Genomic DNA, 18,205 nt, shown 5'->3' with positions numbered 1-18,205 from the left:
ACGAGTCACCGTTCGTACAGGTCGGCCCGGACGTCACACGTCCGGGCCGACCTTTGTTCTCACCGGGTTTACCTGGTTCACCGCAGCGTCACCGAAGCACACGGCTGTAAGTCATCCCCATTGGGGACAAGTCCTGTGGACAACTTTGCGAGAAAATGCACAAGCGTCGGTTTCCCCTCACGCCGTGCCGTTCAGTTGTCCACATTTCATGCGGGACACTCGACGGTGTGACTCGCACCTGGTCCACTCCCGCCCCGCTCGTCGTCGGCGCGTGGGTGCTCGCTGCACTGCTCGCCGTCGCCACGGTCCTCGCCGACGACAACGCGGGCCGTCTCCTCGTCGGACTGGCAACGCTGCTGGTCAGCTACCTCGCGGCGTTCGCGACGATCGCCCGGCCGCGCCTGTCGGCGGACGCGAACGGGATCGCCGTGCGCGGGTTCGCGAACACCACGCACCTGCCGTGGCACGAGGTGAAGGTCAAGCTGCAAACCACCCGCCGGCTCGGCAGGGAGCAGCAGACATTGGAACTCGACGCCGACGACCGTCTCGTGGTGCTCACAAAACTGGACCTCGGCGCCGATCCGGAAGAAGTCGCCGGAGTGCTGCACGCCCTTCGGCCCTGATTGTTCAGCGGCAGGTTCGGAGCGTCTCGGCGGCGATCTCGGACAACGTGTCGAGTTGTGCCGTGCGCAGAGCGAACATCCCGAGGAGCAACAGGATCGCGAGCGTGAAGGCGACGGTCGTGTAGACGTTGCGGGTCTCGCGCGGCGCCTTGACCATGGCGAGCGTCAGCAGGCCGCCGATGACGGACCCGCCGAGGTGCCCGAGCAGCGAGGCGTTGGTGAAGAAGTTCGACACCAGGTTGATCACCACGACCACCACGACCGTGGAGATGTCCCGCTTCTTGCGCCGCCACACCACGAGCAGGGCGCCCATCAGGCCGAAGACCGCGCCCGACGCTCCCGCGAGGTTCTGGCACACCGAGCCGAAGTAGAACGCCGCGGCGCTGCCGCCGAGCAACGACAGGAAGTACACGCCGACGAACCGCAGCCGACCGAGCTCGGGCTCCACGTGGTTGCCCACGATGTAGAGCACGGCCATGTTCAACGCCAAGTGCAGAAGGCCGAAGTGCAGGAATCCCGAGGTCACGAACCGCCAGTACTCACCGGCGGCGGCGAAGGGCGGGATCAGCGACAACGTCTGGAAGAGGTCCGACCGGTCGTTGTCCTGCACGCTTCCCGACTGCACCACGGTGACCAGGTAGGCCAGCACGTTGAGCGCGATGAGGATCGGCGTGATGAGCACCCGCCTGCCGGAGTCCTCCGCACCCACGAGCGTGCGGGCACCGCGGACCGAGCGCTTGCCCTCGTTCACGCAGTCGACGCACTGCATGCCGACGGCGGCATCGCGCAGACATTCCGGGCAGGCCGGACGGTCGCACCTGGTGCAGCGCAGCCGGGTGGGCCGATCGGAATGACGCGCGCAGACCGGGGTTTCCGGCTCCGCTCCGATCGGCCCGTCCGGTGGCACGGGTGCGTTGCTCACGCGCGTTCGATCGTGATCCGCTCGATCTTGATGTCGTTGACGGGACGGTCGGCCGCACCGGTCGTGGTGTTGCCGATCGCGTCGACGACGTCGCGCGACTCCTGGTCGGCGACCTCACCGAAGATCGTGTGCTTGAAGTTCAGCCACGTCGTCGGTGCCACGGTGATGAAGAACTGCGAGCCGTTGGTGTTGGGCCCGGCGTTCGCCATCGCCAGCAGGTAGGGCTTGTTGAACTGCAGTTCCGAGTGGAACTCGTCGGCGAAGCGGTAGCCGGGGCCACCGCGGCCGGTGCCGGTCGGGTCGCCGGTCTGGAGCATGAAGCCGGCGATCACGCGGTGGAAGAGGGTGCCGTCGTAGAACGGGCCCGAGTCCGTGCCGCTCGCGTTCTTCTCGGTGTAGTTCTTCGTGCCCTCGGCGAGCCCGACGAAGTTCGCCACCGTCTTGGGGGCGTGGTCGGGGAACAGGTTGAGCCGGATGTCGCCCTGCGTGGTGTGCAGGGTCGCCGTCACCTTGGTCCCGACGAAGGATTCGTTGCTGTCAGCCACCACCCCATCGTGCCATCCACGGGCGCGGATGTTCAGGAAGGGGCACCATGGGGTATCTGCAGGACATCACCGGACGACAACGTGTGGAGCACAGAATGGACGAGGTGGACGTCATGACCCGTGCCGGCGAGTCCGTTGGCAAGGCTGTCGGCACCGGTCTGAAGGCCGCGCGTCAGGGTGTCGTTCGCGCTGGTCACGCCGCTGAGGTGAAGCTCGCGGAGCGTGGCATCACGGCTGACCAGGTGCGCGGAGCCCTCGTCGAGCGGGCCGACACGCTCATGAGCAAGGCGGAGGACTGGGAGAAGCAGACGCGCCGTTCCCGCAAGCGCCTCGCCAAGAAGAGCGCGAAAACGCGTGCTGAGCTCATGAGCAAGGCCGAAGAAGTGCGCAAGGAAGTGAAGAAGGCGGCCAAGCACGCGCGCAAGGACGCCAAGTCGCGTGCCAAGGAGATCCGCAAGGCCGCGGCCAAGATCGGTGCGGACGCCCCGAAGCGCCGCCGCTGGCCGTGGGTGATGGGCCTTCTGATCGCGGCCGCGGTGGCGGCCTACATCGCCATGACGCGCAGGCCGGAAGAGGTCCACCTGCAGGACGAGGAGCAGGCCCCGATGCCGGAGCCGGTCCTCAACGGGCAGGTGCCGACCCAGAAGGAACCCGTCAAGTAGGTCGCGAATACAGCAGAACGGGTGGTCTTCCAGTTCGGAAGACCACCCGTTCGCGTGTTCGGTTAGCTAGTCGGTCAGACCGCCATCGGCAGCTGGCCGGTCACCGCGCCGAGGTTGTTGAACTGGCTGAACGCCGGCACCTCGGTGGCACCCATGAGGCCGTCCGCGAACGCCAGGTCCAGCGGCAGGGCGCGGGTCCGCGCCTCTTCCTCCTCGCTCGGGTCCAGGTAGGTCACCTCGGTGACGGCCTGGCCCAGCACCTCGACGGGCAGGTTGTAGATCAGCAGGTCACCGGAGACCGGCACGTCCATGATGCGGCCCGACAGGTCGCTGCCCGCGGGAGCGGTGGAGTGCTTGCCACTGGCCACGGCCGCGGTGAAGGTCTCCGCGGTGGCGGTGGCGTTGCCCGCGGCGGCGACCGCGACGCTCACGACCTTGACGATCGCGGGCACCTCGGCACCGATGCTGTTGCCGGCGACCGAACCGTCCTCGGAGGTCGTGGTGTCGTCGCCGCCCGCCATCGCGACGGTCTTGTCGTGAGCGCACACCAGGGCCTGGCCGCCCAGCGAGCCCGCGAGGGACACGACCTGCACGACCGGCGCCGCGTCGCCGCGCACGATGTTGCCCGACACCGAACCGCCGTCGCCGTGGGTCTCGCGCGCACCACCGGCGGCCGAGAAGGTGTCGACGGCGGCGGACGATTCGGCGATACCGGGCGCGGCCGCGGCCACGCCGAAGACCTCGGCCACACCAGCCCAGGCGACCGGGACGATGTTGCCGGACAGCGACCCGTCGGTGCCGTCGGTGCTCTGCTCGCCACCGGCGACGTGGTTCACGACGCCCTCGTGCGAGGCGAACGCGTTGCCGCCGACGGTGCCGGCGATGCCCGCCGGGTTGACGACCGGCTGGGTCACGGCGCCCTCGAGGAGGTTGCCGGAGAGCGAGCCGCGGTTGCCGTTGGAGACGGCGTCGCCACCGGCGACGAAGTTCGCGAGCTGGGTGCCCTCGGCGTCGGCCAGGCCGAGGCCCGACAGCGCGTTGTCTGCCAGCAGGAGCGACGCGACGACCGGCACGTTCGCGACGTTGCTCGCGGCGGTGCTGTTCTCGCGCGTGCCGTCCGGCGTTCCGGCGACGGTGTCCCCACCGACCGTGACGTACTTGACCGAGTCGGGAGCCTTGGCGGTCGCCATGCCGCCCAGGGTGTAGGCCTGGCCGACGGCGTTCGCGGCCGCGATGACCGGCACCTGGGCGATGTTGCCGCCCAGCACCGAGCCCGTGCCCTTGGTCTCCAGCGGTCCACCTGCGGTGACGTGCTGCTCGCTGGTGGCGTGCGAGTGCGCCTGGCCCGCGGCCGAGACGGCGTCGGAGAACAGCTCGGCGAGCAGGGCGACCGGGACGGACGCGATGTTGCCGCCGAGGGTGCTGTCCTCACCGGTGGTCGTGGCGGGGCCGCCCGAGATCATCGTGTTGGTCTCGTCGTACTGCGCGGTCGCGTTGCCGGCACCGGCCACGGCCGTGCTCGACAGACCGTGCGGCAGCGAGACGGGCACCTGCACGACCTGGCCGGATCCGGCGCTCTCCGCGCCACCGGTCCGGATCGGGCCGGGGCTCGCGGTCGACAGCTTGGTCTTCGACCCGCTCGCGTCCGCGTTGCCGCCGACGGTGACGGCGTCACCGCACAGCTCGCAGGGCAGGGCCAGCGTCGGCTGCGCGACCAGACCCGACAGCACGCCGCGGCGGCCCTCGGTGAGGACGTACTCGCCACCGGTGCGCGAGGGCAGCGGGGTACCGACCTCGGCGATGCCGGTGTCGTGCGAGTGCGACGTCGTGTTGCCCACGAGGTTGTAGGAGCCGGCGTTCAGGCCGACCGGGTGGCCGTGCGAGAAGTCGGCGATGCTGCCGCCGCCCGCGCTCTCCGTGCCGTCGGACTTGAGCCCACCGTCGATGCGGCCGATGTCGGTGCTGCAGCCGTCGGTCTCGGCGGTGCCGAGGCCCGCGATCGCGTTGTTGTTGAAGCCGACCGGCAGGGACTGCCGGATCGCGGCGATGATGCCGTTCAGCGTGCCCTTCCGGCCGCTGGTCTCCCAGTCGCCGCCACCGTGGACCGCCATGAGCGCGCTGTTCTGCGTCTTGGCGGTGCCACCGACGCCGATGGCGTTGCCGGTGATCTGGGTGGGCACGTAGCCGGTGATACCGGCGATGATGCCGGTCAGGGTGCCGTTGTCGCCGTTGGTGGTCACGGCGTTCGGGCGGTGGTACCAGTACTCGGACTCGTTCGTCGTCTCGACGTCGCCGAGGACGGCGATGGCGTTGCCCGAGATGTCGATCGGAACCATGCCGTCGACGGGGATGGTGGTGCCGCTCAGCGGGTGCCCGGCGGGGAGCACCTTGAGCGGCGGGACCAGCTTGCCCAGCGGCCCGGTCTTGATCTGCTCGTTGTGGATCGGCGGCGGCGCGACCTCACCGAGCGGGGTGCCGATCTTGTTGTTCGCCGCGTGGATCGGAACGTCCACGCCGGGCCCGCTGAGCAGGCCGGCCGGCGCCGAGCCGTCGACGGAACCGTGCGGCAGCGGCGGGCAGGTCGCGTCGCAGCCGCCGGCGTTCGCGACGCCGGTGCCGAGGGCGATCATTCCTCCGGTAACCAGTGCGGCTTGGATACCGCGCTTGGCCCAGATGCGCATTGCTACTCCTGTTCGGGGATTTCTCGTGCGAAGGGGTCGCAACTGCGCGGTTCGACGGCGCTGGCACAACGCTGACCGAGGGGGCGGCGAAGCTCAGCGGGCTTCCGCGAACCGCGCGCTCGGATCAGTCAGGGGTGCGGCCGGGCTGCTTCCCGACCCGCACCGACATGACGCGGACGACAGACGTCCAGGTCCGGCACGCCAGCTGACCGGCTTCGGTCGTGCGCGTGGCGTGGCAGGTGCCGTTGAGCTCACCCCGGCGAGGAACGACAGGCGAAGAGTCGTTCCGCTGCCCGTTGGTGGCGTTCGACGACGGCAGCGTCGAAGCCGCCTCCGACACGATGACGTCGGAGGCGGCGGTGGGAGGAACCGGTTCGGTGACGAACCGGACGACCGGCGTGCTCGACGCCGGTGATCCCACGTGGACCTCGTCGAGGTCCAGGCGGGAGGCTGCGGATGCGACGACGTCGCCCTGCCGGAGATCGGCGGGCGACGCGAGCGGCAGGTCGGTGGCGAACTCGTGGAGCAGCGCGAGGCCGGTGTCCAACGAGATCGGCAACGCCGGTGCCGGCACGAGACCGCGTCCTGCGTCGAGCACGCGGCCCGGCAGTACGTCGGCCTTCGCCGCGTCGGTGACCGAACTGATCACAGTGGTGGTAGCGGTCTTGGTGACGGTCACGCCGTCCTCGACCACGTCCGCCCACGCGGGTGCGGACGTGATCACCGCTGCGGCGATGGCACCTCCGACGACCAGCAGCGCACGGCGAAGAAGCCGCGAGAGGCGGCTGTCCTTCCCCGTTTGCCGGTCTTCGGCGCGCACGAATCCCTCACTGCAGATCAGTTGACGATCCACAGCATGTACGCCAAATGGCCCAACGTCGCGCCGGAAACGCGTTGATCACCGCAACGAGTGATCAAATTCCTCAGATCTTGAGGTTGGTGATCGCGGTCTCGGCGATGCGACGCGCCTTGATCGACTGCTTCTGGTTGCTCGTCACGACCACCGCGGCATCGCCTTTCGAGACGGCGTAGACGACACCGGTGTCGCCGCTGACGTAGCCTCCGGTCCACCCGGCCGGTGAGCTGGCGGGCTGCGACCCGTCCGGCGCCGCCTCGTTCACGATGAGCTTTGCGACACGCGCATCACCGACGTACACCCGAACGGTCAACTGGATCTCAGTCGCGTTGGCGTAGAAGAAGCACGCCGGGTGAGGCGCGTCCGTTGACAGTTTCACTTTGGGAACGCGCTGCCCGTTCGCCTCGGCCACGAAGTTCGTCGCGAGGTACGGGCAGGCGCCGTCCTTCTCGGGCTGCGGCGCGGGCGGGACCGTCGGAGCCGCGCTGGTCGTGGTGGTGACCTGCTGGGTCGAGGTCGTGGGAACCGGCACGTTCTGGGCGGCATCAGGGCCGCACGCGGCGAGGACGCCGAGCAGGGGCAGCAACAGTGCTCGTTTCATAGGAGCAACAGTCAACCAGACCGCCGATCAGGCGTGAGCGGCAGACTAAGTGACTGGTCAACTTCTTACCCTGCCCGGAAGGACCATTCGCCATGCAGTTTCTGGAGCAAAGACGTGACCAGGCCTTGGCCCTGTTCCGGATCGTGATCGGCCTCTTCTTCCTGATCCACGGCGTGCAGAAGCTCCTCAAGGGAACCTCGCTGCTCTCGTGGCCCGCAGGCCCCGCCAGCCTCATCGAACTGATCGGCGGCGCCCTGGTGCTGATCGGCTTGTGGACCCGATGGGCCGCACTGATCAGTTCCGGCGCCATGGCCTACGCCTACTTCGTGGTGCACCAACCGCGCGGCCTGCTGCCAATCCAGAACGGCGGCGAGCTGGCAGCGGTCTACTGCTGGGCGTTCCTGCTCCTGGTCTTCACAGGCGCCGGCGCCTGGAGCATCGACCAACTCCGCACCGCCTCAAAGAAGAGGTCACTAACGAACGCCTAACCCCAACACATGCGGCAACCACCCCACACACCAGCCGCAAACACACCGAAGCCCTGTTCGCCACAGCAGCGAACAGGGCTTCGGCAATCAAGATCAGGTAGGGCGGCGATGCCGAAGGCAAGCCGACCGGGCGTCCGGGGGCGAAGCCCCCGGCTGGGGTCTGGGGGCTCGGCCCCCAGAAAACACTCGGAACGTAAAAGGCTCGCGCTCTCTGCGAGCACGAGCCATCCATACGTGGAGACGAGGGGAATCGAACCCCTAACCCCCGCCTTGCAAAGGCGGTGCTCTGCCAATTGAGCTACGTCCCCGGGATCTTGGGGCGGCGAACCGCCCACGAGATCAGACCGAGATCAGTCGGTGGGGGCGGTGGCCTCGCGCCACAGGTCCGCGTCAGCCTTGGCCGAACGGTTGCGCTTCACGAAGAACAGGACCGCACCGGCGACGACGACGAGTGCGATGATCTTCTTAGCCACTCTGAACCCCTCCAAAGACTGTTATGCCCCGACCTACCGGACCAGCCTACAGGCTTTTCAGGTCTTCAGCCGGGGCTCCGGAACTCGCATCCGGACAGAAACGATGATGATTCGAGAGAAGTTCGAATCGAGTGGGCCTAGGAGGACTTGAACCTCCGACCTCTTCATTATCAGTGAAGCGCTCTAACCGCCTGAGCTATAGGCCCTCGATCGCGTTACCCCCTTGGGGGCGACGAAGAAGACCTTACAGGATCGTCCTTCGTCGCCCCAAATCGGGGGTCACTCGCGCTCGGAGAGGGTCAACTCCAGGCCGCCGGCCAGGTCCGCGGACACGTTGTAGACGAACGCGCCGACGGTCGCGAGGGCGGTGAAGAGCACGATGTTGACGGCGCCGATGATCGCGGAGACGCCGAACACGCGGCCCGCGCTGATCAGCGGTTCGCCCGGCTCGTTGGCCTGGAGCAGGTCGTTCGCGGTGCTGTTGATCTTGTCCCACACGCCCATGCCGTGCAGCACGCCGTAGAGCACGCCGACCGCCACGAGCCAGACGAAGAACAGCGCGACGCCGAGCACCAGGGCGAGCTTGAGCACCGACCACGGGTCGACGCGCTTCACCTGCAGCGAGGCTCGGCGCGGGCCGCGGCCGGGGCGGCGGGCCGACGGGGTGGCCGCGGCTGGACGGGCGGTGCCGCCCATGTTCACCGACGTGCGGCTGCTGCCCAGGCCCACCGGCACGGCCGAGCCCGTGACCACGGGCTTCTGCACCTTGACGGTGTCCGGGTCGGTGGACGGGAACGCCGGTTCCTGGGGCGGGACGGGCGGCGCGGCCGGAGCCACGTACGCCTCGGTCGAGTCCTGCTGGGCGGCTTCCGTGTCGTTCGTCACGCGCTGCCAGGGCGGCGGTGCGGAGACGACGACCGGCTCCTCCGCCACGGCGGCGACCGGCGCCACCGGTTCGGCAGGAGCAGCGGGCGTCTCGACCGTGACCGTCTTCTCGTCGGCAGAGGCAGCGGCAGGGGCAGCAGCAGGAGCCTCGGCGGAAGCGGGTGCGGCGGCCTCGGCCGCCTTCTCCGCCGCCACGGGCTTGGTCTTGTCCTGCGCGTTGCCACCCGAGGAACCGGAGGCCGCCGGCGCGGCCGAGTCCGACTTCTCCGCGTTGTCCTTCTGCGGAGTCGGCTTGGTGATCACCGCGGTCTTGTCCGCGTCCCGACCTTCGCGGTTCTCGGGTGGAGTCACGAGCTGTCCTTAGCCTCTCGCTAGCAATTCCGACTACTCGGCCGAGTCGGTGGGGGTGACTGCCTGGTCGGCGGCAGAGCCCTCCGCGGCAGACGTCTCACCGTTAGTGACGTCGCTGGGCTCGTCCGCGTTGCGCGCGACGGCGATCAAAGTGGTGCTCTCGCCGAGGTTCATCAGCCGCACGCCCTTCGTCTGCCGTCCAGCCTTGCGCACCTGCTCGGCACGGGTCCTGATGACCCCGCCGCTCGAGGTGATGGCGTAGAGCTCGTCGTCGACGTCGACGATGAGCGCGCCCACCAGCCTGCCACGTCGGCGGTCGTGCTGAATGGTCAGCACACCCTTGCCGCCACGCCCCTGGACCGGGTAGTCCTCGATCGGCGTTCGCTTCGAGTACCCACCGTCCGTCGCGACCAAAACGAACATGCCCTCCTGGACGACGCCCACCGAGAGCAGCTCGTCGTCGGCGTTGAACCGCATGCCCTGCACGCCTGACGTGGCGCGACCCATCGGGCGCAGCACGTCGTCGGTCGCGTGGAAGCGGATCGACTGGCCGTCGGCGGAGACCATGAGCAGGTCGTCGTCGGCCGAGCAGAGCACGGCTCCGACCAGCTCGTCGTCCTCGCGCAGGTTGATGCCGATAAGACCACCCGATCGGTTGGAATCGAAGTCGGACAGCTTCGACTTCTTCACCAGACCCTTGCGGGTGGCGAGCACGAGGTAGGGCGACACCTCGTAGTTCTTGATCTGGATGACCTGCGCGATCTCCTCGTCCGGCTGGAACGCGAGGAGGTTCGCGACGTGCTGGCCGCGCGCGTTGCGGTTGGCCTCGGGCAGCTCGTACGCCTTCGTGCGGTACACGCGGCCCTTGTTCGTGAAGAACAGGATCCAGTCGTGCGTCGAGCACACGAAGAAGTGCTGGACGATGTCGTCCTGCTTGAGCTGCGCACCCTGCACGCCCTTGCCGCCGCGCTTCTGCGCCCGGTAGAGGTCGGTCTTGGTGCGCTTCGCGTAGCCGGTGCGCGTGATCGTGACGACCACGTCCTCGACGGCGATCAGGTCCTCCATGGACACGTCACCGTCGAACGGGATGATCTTCGTGCGGCGGTCGTCGCCGTGCTTCTCCACGATCGCGAGCAGCTCCTCGCGCACGATGGCGCGCTGCCGCTCCGGCTTCTCGAGGATGTCCTTGAGGTCCGCGATCTCGACCTCGATCTCGGCCAGCTGGTCGATGATCTTCTGCCGTTCGAGGGCGGCCAGGCGGCGGAGCTGCATCTCCAGGATCGCGTTGGCCTGGATCTCGTCGACGTCGAGAAGCTCCATCAGGCCGGTGCGCGCGATGTCCGGCGTCTCCGACCGGCGGATCAACGCGATGACGGCGTCGAGCTGGTCGAGCGCCTTCACCAAGCCGCGCAAGATGTGCGCGCGCTCTTCCGCCTTGCGCAGCCGGAACTTCGTCCGCCTGACGATGACCTCGATCTGGTGCTTCACGTAGTGGCGGATCAGCTGGTCGAGGCGCAGCGTGCGCGGCACGCGGTCGACCAGCGCCAGCATGTTCACGCCGAACGAGTACTGCAGCTGGGTGTGCTTGTAGAGGTTGTTCAGCACGACCTTCGCCACCGCGTCGCGCTTGAGCGTGACGACGATGCGCATGCCGATGCGGCGGTTCGACTCGTCCGCGATGTTCGCGATGCCGGTGAGCTTGCCGTCGCGCACCAGCGCGGCGATGTTCTCGACCAGGTTGTCCGGGTTGACCTGGTACGGCAGCTCGGTGACGACGAGGATCGTGCGGCCCTTGGCGTCCTCGTCCACCTCGACGACCGCGCGCATGCGGATCGAGCCGCGGCCCGTCCGGTACGCGTCCTCGATGCCGGAGGTGCCGAGGATCTGGCCGTACGTCGGGAAGTCCGGCCCCTTGATCCGGGCGATCATCGCCTCGAGGGTCTCCTCGTCGGAGGCCTCGGGGTTGTCCAGCGCCCACACCACGCCGTCCGCGACCTCGCGGAGGTTGTGCGGCGGGATGTTGGTCGCCATGCCGACCGCGATGCCGGAGCTGCCGTTGATCAGCAGGTTCGGGATGCGCGACGGCAGCACCTCGGGTTCCTGGATCCGGCCGTCGTAGTTGTCGCGGAAGTCGACGGTCTCTTCCTCGATGTCGGCCAGCATGTGCATGGCCAACGGGGAGAGCCGGCACTCCGTGTACCGCATGGCGGCGGCGGGGTCGTTGCCCGGCGAGCCGAAGTTGCCCTGCCCGTCGATCAACGGGTAGCGCATCGCCCACGGCTGGGCGAGACGCACCAACGCGTCGTAGATCGCCGAGTCACCGTGGGGGTGGTAGTTGCCCATCACGTCGCCGACGACGCGCGCGCACTTGTTGTAGCCGCGGTCGGGACGGAAGCCTGAGTCGAACATCGAGTACAGAACGCGGACGTGCACGGGCTTGAGCCCGTCCCGCACGTCCGGCAGCGCACGACCCACGATGACGGACATCGCGTAGTTGATGTACGAGTTCTGCATCTCCTGCTGGATTTCGACCGGCTCGATGCGGTCGCCCTCCGGGGGCAGGGTCGTCTCGGTCACTGCTTGAACTTCCTTTCGGGCTGCGGCCAATGCCCTTCGCCGCTACCACCACAGGCTGGACATGGAACGTTGATGTCTCTCGGGGTGTGCCCCGTGCCGTTGCAGACGGTGCACTGCTCGAGGTCCATGCGTTCAGATGTCCAGGAACTTGATGCTCTTGGCGTTGCGGGTGATGAACGAACGGCGTGCCTCGACGTCCTCGCCCATGAGCACGCTGAACAGCTCGTCGGCGGTGGCCGCGTCGTCCATGGTGACCTGCCGCAGGATCCGGTTGGCCGGGTCCATCGTGGTCTCCCACAGCTCCTCGGCGTTCATCTCACCGAGACCCTTGTACCGCTGGATGTTGTCGTCCTTGCCGAGCTTCTTGCCGGCCGCGAGGCCGTCCTTGATCAGCGCGTCGCGCTCGCGGTCGGAGTAGGCGTACTCCGGCTCCGCGCGCTGCCACTTGATCTTGTAGAGCGGCGGCTGCGCGAGGTACACGTGGTTGTGCTCGATCAGCGGCTGCATGAAGCGGAACAGCAGCGTGAGCAGCAGCGTGCGGATGTGCTGGCCGTCGACGTCGGCGTCGGCCATCAGCACGATCTTGTGGTAGCGCAGCTTGGAGAGGTCGAACTCGTCGTGGATGCCGGTGCCGAGCGCCGTGATCAGCGACTGGACCTCGTTGTTCTTCAGCACGCGGTCGATGCGCGCCTTCTCGACGTTGATGATCTTGCCGCGGATCGGCAGGATCGCCTGGTACATCGAGTCGCGCCCCTCCTTGGCTGAGCCGCCCGCGGAGTCGCCCTCGACGATGTAGAGCTCGCAGCGCTCCGGCTCGGTCGACCGGCAGTCCTTGAGCTTGCCCGGCAGGCCGCCGATGTCGAGCGCGCCCTTGCGGCGCACCAGCTCGCGGGCCTTGCGGGCGGCGATGCGGGCCTGCGCCGACGACACCGCCTTGGTGACGATCGCCTTCGCCTCGTTGGGGTGGCGCTCGAACCAGTCGGCCAGGTGCTCGTTCGTCGACTTCTGCACGAACGACTTGGCCTCGCTGTTGCCCAGCTTGGTCTTCGTCTGGCCCTCGAACTGGGGCTCCTTGAGCTTCACCGAGATGATCGCCGCGAGACCCTCGCGGATGTCGTCACCGGTGAGGTTCGCGTCCTTCTCCTTGAGGAGCTTCTTCTCGCGCGCGTACTCGTTGACCACGCGGGTCAGCGCGGCGCGGAAGCCCTCCTCGTGGGTACCGCCCTCGTGCGTGTTGATCGTGTTCGCGAACGTGTAGACCGAGGGCGTGTAGCCGGTGTTCCACTGCATCGCGACCTCGACCTGCAGGTCGTCGCCCTGCGCCTCGAAGGAGATCACCTTCTGGTGCACGGCGTCGCGCGTGTGGTTGATGTGGCGGACGAAGTCCTCCAGACCACCCGGGTAGTGGTAGACGCGCTCCTTCACCGCGGCCTTGTGGCCCTCGGCGTCGGCTTCCTCGTCCTCCTCCGAGATCCGCTCGTCGCGCAGGATGATCGTGATCCCCTTGTTGAGGAACGCCATCTCCTGCAGGCGGCGCGCGATCGTCTCGACGTTGTACTCGGTCGTCTCGAAGATCTCCGGGTCGGCCCAGAACGTGACGGTCGTGCCCGTCTCGTCGGTCGGCTCGCCCCTGCGCAGCTCGTGCGCGGGCTTCGAGTTCTCGTAGCGCTGGGTCCAGACGTACCCCTGCCGCTTGATCTCGACCTCGACGGCGGTGGACAGCGCGTTCACCACGGAGATGCCGACGCCGTGCAGACCGCCGGACACCGCGTAGGAGTCGCTGTCGAACTTGCCGCCCGCGTGCAGCACGGTGAGCACGACCTCGACGGTCGGCCTGCCCTCGACCGGGTGGACGTCGATCGGGATGCCGCGACCGTCGTCGATCACCCGGACGCCGCCGTTGGCCAGCAGGGTGACGTCGACAGTCGTCGCGAACCCGGCCATCGCCTCGTCAACCGAGTTGTCCACGACCTCCTGGACCAGGTGGTGCAGACCGCGCTCGCCGGTCGAGCCGATGTACATGCCCGGCCTCTTGCGCACTGCCTCGAGACCCTCGAGGACGGTGATCGAGGACGCGCCGTACTCATTCTTCTTAGCTGACACGGGCCTGGAGTCTCCTCGCTGATGCGGGCAGGGCCCGCACTGTGTTCCCACGCTTCTGGGATGTGGTGACGCTCTCCCGTGATTCTACCGGGCCACCCCGACAGAAAGGGGTCAAGGACACCTTTGATTCGGTCACAGACGCCCTCAAGTCGTCCCGGATGGGTGCGGACGGCTGAAACGGGGGTTCAAATCCGCTGGTGAACGCTCATTGCGCCACAGAACGGCCGCTGAGCCCTTGACAGGACCTCACCCGTAGGTGTCACGCGGACCGCGCCCTGGAACGTGCCTGGGGCCGTGTCGCCAGTTCGGGGCGTCCGGCCCCTTGATCTTGAGCCGTTTCACGACGCCGTGACCGATGCCCGCGGCGATCCTCTTCAGCAGGTCGCGCTGCAGCAGGCGCAGCTGAGTGGCCCACGCCGTCGACGAAGCCTGGACCGTCAGTTCCCCGTCACTGAGCGCGATCGGTTTCGCGTGCTCAGCGACGTCCTCTCCCACTAATTTTGCCCATCGGGCGAAGACCTGGCCACCCTGAAGTTGCTCGACCCAGCCCCGGTCGGCGGCGATCCTCGACGCGATCCGCCCGATCATCTGGGGGTCGCGGTCGTCCGGTCCCGGCCCCGACCAGCGACGCCGGCGCCGGTTGACGGGACGGCCCGTCGACTTGCTGCCGGGGGTGCGTCCGCGGGCCTTCGCACTCGCCTTCGCGGCCTCGAGAGCCGCTCGTGCGAGGTCAGAACCCTTCAGCGGCTCACCCTCAGGTGTGAATGAACCTGTGGACAAGTCCTGATTTGTGACGGAGTTATCCACACCATCCACAGACTTGTCCCCAGATGTGTGGGCGGACACACCCGATCGAGCTACATGTTGGGGATCTGAAGCCTGTGAGTCAGACACGCCGTACCTCCCCGCCCTGCACCTCGAACCTGGCACCGCTCAGCTCGTCGGGAACGTCCTCCGCCACCGCCGCGGTGATCAGCACCTGCTCGGCGGCGGCCGCGACCTTGGCCAGCTGTTGCCGCCGGCCGCGGTCGAGCTCCGCGAAGACATCGTCCAGCACGAGGACCGGTTCGATGCCGTCGACACGCATCAGCTCGTACCCGCCGAGCCTCAGCGCGAGCGCGAACGACCATGACTCTCCGTGACTGGCGTAGCCCTTCGCGGGGAGCTCACCGAGCGTGAGGTCGAGGTCGTCGCGGTGCGGGCCGACGAGGCACACCCCGCGTTCGATCTCCTGCCGCCGCACCCTGTCGAGCTCGGCCAGCAACAGGTCCTCGATGCTCTCCTTGTCCTCCGGCAGCTCGCCGACGCTCGACCGGTAGGAGATGAGCGCCGGACGTGACTCCGGAGCGACCTCCGCGTACGCCGAGGTCACGTGGCCCGCCATGTCGCGGACCAGCTTCATCCGCGCGGCCAGCAGCTCCGCGCCGTGCTTCGCGAGATGCCCGTCCCAGACGTCCAGCGTCGACAGGTCCGCCGATCGGGAGTGCTTCACCGTCTTCAACAACGCGCTGCGCTGCTTCAGGACACGGTCGTAGTCGCTGCGAACGCCGGCGAACCGCGGCGCGCGCAACACCAGCATCTCGTCGAGGAACCGACGCCGATCACTCGGATCGCCACGCACCAGAGAGAGGTCCTCCGGCGCGAACAACACCGTGCGCAGAATCCCGAGCACATCGCGCGGACGCGGCACCGGACCGCGGTTGATCCGCGCCCGGTTCGCCTTGCCCGCCGTGATCTCCAGTTCCACGAGCAGTTCGCGGTCGTCGTTGACCACGGCCGCCCGCACGACAGCGCGCTGAGCACCGTGCCGGATCAGCGGTGCGTCCGTGGCGACGCGGTGCGAACCCAGCGTCGCCACGTATCCGATCGCCTCGACCAGGTTCGTCTTGCCCTGACCGTTGCGCCCGACGAGCACCGACACGCCGGGCTCGAACGCCAGGTCCGCGAGCTCCCACGACCGGAAGTCGCTGACCTGGAGATGTCTGACGTGCACCTGCTAGCCCTGGGTGCTGCCCGAACCGGACGACGGACCGGCGAGGTGCACCGCGTGGCCACCGAACTGGTTGCGCAGCGCGGCGACCGCACGCATCGCGGGCGAGTCCTCCTGCCGCGACTGGAACCTGGCGAACAGCGCGGCCGAGATCACCGGGAGCGGCACCGCGTTGTTGATGCCCTCCTCGACGGTCCACCGGCCCTCACCGGAGTCCTCGACGTAACCGCGGAGATCGTCGAGCTCCGGGTCCGACTGGAGCGCGCGCACCAGCAGGTCGAGAAGCCACGACCGCACAACGGTTCCGCGCTGCCACGCCGAGATGACCGCGGGCACGTTGTCCACGACGTCGGTCTTGTCGAGCAGCTCGAAGCCCTCTGCGTACGCCTGCATCAGGCCGTACTCGATGCCGTTGTGCACCATCTTCGAGTAGTGGCCGGCACCGACCTTGCCCGCGTGCGCGAAGCCCTCCTCGCGCGGACCCTCCGGACGGAGCGCGTCGAAGATCGGCATCGCCTGCTCGACGTGCTTCGCGTCGCCGCCGACCATCAGCGCGTAGCCGTTCTCGAGCCCCCACACGCCACCGGACACACCGCAGTCGAGGTAGCCGATCTCCTTCTCCGCCAGCAGATCCGCGTGGATCTTGTCGTCGGTGAACTTGGAGTTGCCGCCGTCGATCACCAGGTCGCCGGGCTCCAGCAGCTCGGACAGCTCCTTCACCGTGTTCCTGGTGATGTCGCCGGCGGGCACCATGACCCACACCACGCGCGGCGCCTCGAGCTTGGAAACCATGTCCGCCAACGACTCCGAGTCGCTGACCTCCGGGTTGCGGTCGTAGCCGATCACCTCGTGACCGGCCCGACGCACCCGCTCGCGCATGTTGAAACCCATCTTGCCGAGGCCGACGAGTCCGAGCTGCACGGTGTTCTCCCCTAAACGTTTCTCGTTACCCGGTAAGGGTTTTAGCCGGGCAGGCGAACGGGCATCAGGAGGTACAGGTAGCCCGGCGCCACATTCCCATCCTCGTCCACCGGCTTGAGCAGCGCCGGTCGGCTGGGTGTGGTGAACGACAAGTGGACGCGGGGCGTGCGGACCGCTCCGAGACCGTCGAGGAGGTATCCGGGGTTGAACGCGATCGTCACCGGGTCGCCGGTGTACTCGACCGGCAGCTCTTCCTCGGCCGAACCCTCGTCGTCGCCACCGGCGGACAGGCGCAGGCCGCCGTCGACGAACTCGAGCCGGACCTGGGTGCCGCGCTCGGCGACGAGCGACACGCGCTTGATCGCCTGCTGCAGCGCGTCGATGTCGATGATCGCCGCGGCGGAGTGCTCGCTCGGCAGCAGCTGGCGGTACTTCGGGAAGTCCGCGTCGAGCAGACGGGTCGTCGTGCGCTTGCCGGAACCCGACAGACCCAGCAGGCCGTCGTTCGCCGCGAGCGACATCTCGACCTTGCCACCGGACGAGCCGAGCGTCTTGGCCGCGTCGCCGAGCGTGCGGGCGGGGACGAGGACGGCGACCTCGCCGAGGGAGGTGTCCGGCTCCCACGGGAACTCGCGCATCGCGAGCCGGAAGCGGTCGGTCGCGACGAGGGTCAGCTTGCCCTCGCCGATCTCCACGCGGACACCGGTCAGCATCGGGAGCGTGTCGTCCTTGCCGGCCGCGACGGCGACCTGGGCGACGGCCTCGCCGAAGACCTCGCCGGGAAGCTCACCGATGAGCTGCGGCATCGACGGCAGCGCCGGGTAGTCCTCGACCGGCATCGTCGGGAGGCTGAACCGCGCGCTGCCACAGCTGATCATCATGCGAGCGCCGTCGACGGCGATCTCGACGGGGTGGTTCGGCAGCGCCTTGGTGATGTCCGCGAGCAGACGACCCGAGACCAGCGCGCGGCCGCCGTCGGCGATCGTCGCCGGGACGCCGACCTGGGCGGAGACCTCGTAGTCGAAACCGGAGACCGTCAGCGAATCGTCCGACTCCGCGTCGAGCAGCACACCGCCCAGCACGGGGACCGGCGGGCGGGACGGAAGGCTGCGGGCGACCCAGGCGACAGCGTCGGCGAGGCCGTCGCGTTCGACGCGGATCTTCATGAGGCGTCCTTTCCTCGACAGTCGACAAGCCCAACCACGACAACATGCCAGTGGGGGTTAGGGAGCCTCGCCTCGGCCTGACCCGAGGTGCGGAGCAACCACGTTAGAGCGTCCTGGCCCTTCCCGTCACTTCGGGGTTCGGGCACCGATCCCCGGGAGCTGTCCCCCGCTGTTTTGCATTTGAAGTTCTTCTTGGAAGAGATCAACAGCAGTAACAGTAAGGGCTGTGGATTGTGTGGACTGCCGTTAAACGCGCAGGTCGGGACCCCATCGTCCATGTGGACTAAGGGGGGATGGCACCCGGGGACAGATCGGCGCACCCGGGGACAGCCGGTTGTGCACACCTCGCGATCCACAGATC

15 protein-coding genes, 2 tRNA genes and 1 pseudogene are annotated in these 18,205 nt (G+C 68.0%); 3 read left to right on the top strand and 15 right to left on the bottom strand.

What is annotated here, in order from left to right; genetic code table 11:
- Positions 1–227: 227 nt before the first annotated feature.
- Positions 228–623 carry a PH domain-containing protein gene (locus IEZ09_RS05575; protein ID WP_229812265.1) on the top strand — a complete coding sequence of 132 codons (396 nt, stop codon included), beginning with the start codon at positions 228–230 and terminating at the stop codon, positions 621–623.
- A gap of 4 nt (positions 624–627) precedes the next feature.
- Here the strand turns inward: IEZ09_RS05575 and IEZ09_RS05570 are convergent, their stop codons facing one another.
- Complete coding sequence (locus IEZ09_RS05570; RefSeq protein ID WP_189252464.1) at positions 628–1,545, bottom strand: rhomboid family intramembrane serine protease; 918 nt, start codon at positions 1,543–1,545, stop codon at positions 628–630.
- The gene (locus IEZ09_RS05565) at positions 1,542–2,090 is read right to left on the bottom strand and encodes a peptidylprolyl isomerase (protein WP_189252463.1); all 549 of its coding nucleotides are present in this window, start codon (positions 2,088–2,090) and stop codon (positions 1,542–1,544) included. The genes IEZ09_RS05570 and IEZ09_RS05565 overlap by 4 nt, the downstream gene beginning before the upstream one ends.
- A 47-nt stretch (positions 2,091–2,137) precedes the next feature.
- Here IEZ09_RS05565 and IEZ09_RS05560 point away from each other — a divergent pair, with 47 nt between their 5' ends.
- Entirely contained in the window at positions 2,138–2,752 is a 615-nt protein-coding gene (locus IEZ09_RS05560; protein WP_189252462.1) for a hypothetical protein, read from the top strand.
- 74 nt (positions 2,753–2,826) lie between these two features.
- On the opposite strand, the gene IEZ09_RS05555 is transcribed toward IEZ09_RS05560, so the two are convergent.
- The 3 genes from IEZ09_RS05555 to IEZ09_RS05545 form a co-directional block, all read right to left on the bottom strand.
- Positions 2,827–5,433 (bottom strand): hypothetical protein, encoded by a 2,607-nt coding sequence (locus tag IEZ09_RS05555; RefSeq protein WP_189252461.1) that lies wholly within the window; start codon positions 5,431–5,433, stop codon positions 2,827–2,829.
- A 124-nt stretch (positions 5,434–5,557) separates the two neighbouring features.
- Positions 5,558–6,253 (bottom strand): hypothetical protein, encoded by a 696-nt coding sequence (locus tag IEZ09_RS05550; protein ID WP_189252460.1) that lies wholly within the window; start codon positions 6,251–6,253, stop codon positions 5,558–5,560.
- Positions 6,254–6,356: 103 nt separating this feature from the next.
- Positions 6,357–6,890 (bottom strand): DUF2020 domain-containing protein, encoded by a 534-nt coding sequence (locus IEZ09_RS05545; protein ID WP_189252459.1) that lies wholly within the window; start codon positions 6,888–6,890, stop codon positions 6,357–6,359.
- Positions 6,891–6,982: 92 nt separating this feature from the next.
- Between IEZ09_RS05545 and IEZ09_RS05540 the strand changes: the two genes are divergently transcribed.
- Positions 6,983–7,378: a DoxX family protein gene (locus tag IEZ09_RS05540; protein ID WP_189252458.1), complete on the top strand. Its 396-nt coding sequence runs from the start codon at positions 6,983–6,985 to the stop codon at positions 7,376–7,378.
- 235 nt (positions 7,379–7,613) lie between these two features.
- Here IEZ09_RS05540 and IEZ09_RS05535 read toward each other — a convergent pair.
- The 10 genes and pseudogenes from IEZ09_RS05535 to dnaN all read right to left on the bottom strand — a co-directional run bounded on the left by IEZ09_RS05535 (position 7,614) and on the right by dnaN (position 17,844).
- Positions 7,614–7,686 (bottom strand) — tRNA-Ala (locus IEZ09_RS05535).
- Between the two features lie 45 nt (positions 7,687–7,731).
- Positions 7,732–7,851, bottom strand: a pseudogene (locus tag IEZ09_RS46230) (DLW-39 family protein); the annotation flags it as partial.
- A 132-nt stretch (positions 7,852–7,983) separates the two neighbouring features.
- A tRNA-Ile gene (locus IEZ09_RS05530) sits at positions 7,984–8,057 on the bottom strand.
- A 73-nt stretch (positions 8,058–8,130) separates the two neighbouring features.
- Entirely contained in the window at positions 8,131–8,802 is a 672-nt protein-coding gene (locus tag IEZ09_RS48135; RefSeq protein ID WP_370467650.1) for a DUF3566 domain-containing protein, read from the bottom strand.
- Between the two features lie 318 nt (positions 8,803–9,120).
- Positions 9,121–11,664, bottom strand: coding sequence for a DNA gyrase subunit A (gyrA, locus tag IEZ09_RS05520; protein ID WP_189252457.1), 2,544 nt, complete (start codon positions 11,662–11,664; stop codon positions 9,121–9,123).
- 132 nt (positions 11,665–11,796) lie between these two features.
- A complete protein-coding gene (gene gyrB / locus IEZ09_RS05515) occupies positions 11,797–13,767 on the bottom strand; it encodes a DNA topoisomerase (ATP-hydrolyzing) subunit B (RefSeq protein ID WP_189252456.1) in 1,971 nt (656 codons plus the stop codon).
- A gap of 246 nt (positions 13,768–14,013) precedes the next feature.
- The gene (locus tag IEZ09_RS05510; protein WP_229812264.1) at positions 14,014–14,547 is read right to left on the bottom strand and encodes a DciA family protein; all 534 of its coding nucleotides are present in this window, start codon (positions 14,545–14,547) and stop codon (positions 14,014–14,016) included.
- A gap of 106 nt (positions 14,548–14,653) precedes the next feature.
- Positions 14,654–15,760 carry a DNA replication/repair protein RecF gene (recF, locus tag IEZ09_RS05505; RefSeq protein ID WP_189252455.1) on the bottom strand — a complete coding sequence of 369 codons (1,107 nt, stop codon included), beginning with the start codon at positions 15,758–15,760 and terminating at the stop codon, positions 14,654–14,656.
- Between the two features lie 3 nt (positions 15,761–15,763).
- On the bottom strand, positions 15,764–16,678 hold the full coding sequence (gene gnd, locus IEZ09_RS05500; RefSeq protein ID WP_189252454.1) for a phosphogluconate dehydrogenase (NAD(+)-dependent, decarboxylating): 915 nt from the start codon (positions 16,676–16,678) through the stop codon (positions 15,764–15,766).
- A 41-nt stretch (positions 16,679–16,719) separates the two neighbouring features.
- Complete coding sequence (gene dnaN / locus IEZ09_RS05495; RefSeq protein ID WP_189252453.1) at positions 16,720–17,844, bottom strand: DNA polymerase III subunit beta; 1,125 nt, start codon at positions 17,842–17,844, stop codon at positions 16,720–16,722.
- Positions 17,845–18,205: the final 361 nt, after the last annotated feature.

This window comes from Lentzea flava (assembly GCF_014648475.1).
Taxonomy (GTDB): domain Bacteria; phylum Actinomycetota; class Actinomycetes; order Mycobacteriales; family Pseudonocardiaceae; genus Lentzea; species Lentzea flava.
This window is presented reverse-complemented; position numbering and strand designations above follow the sequence as displayed.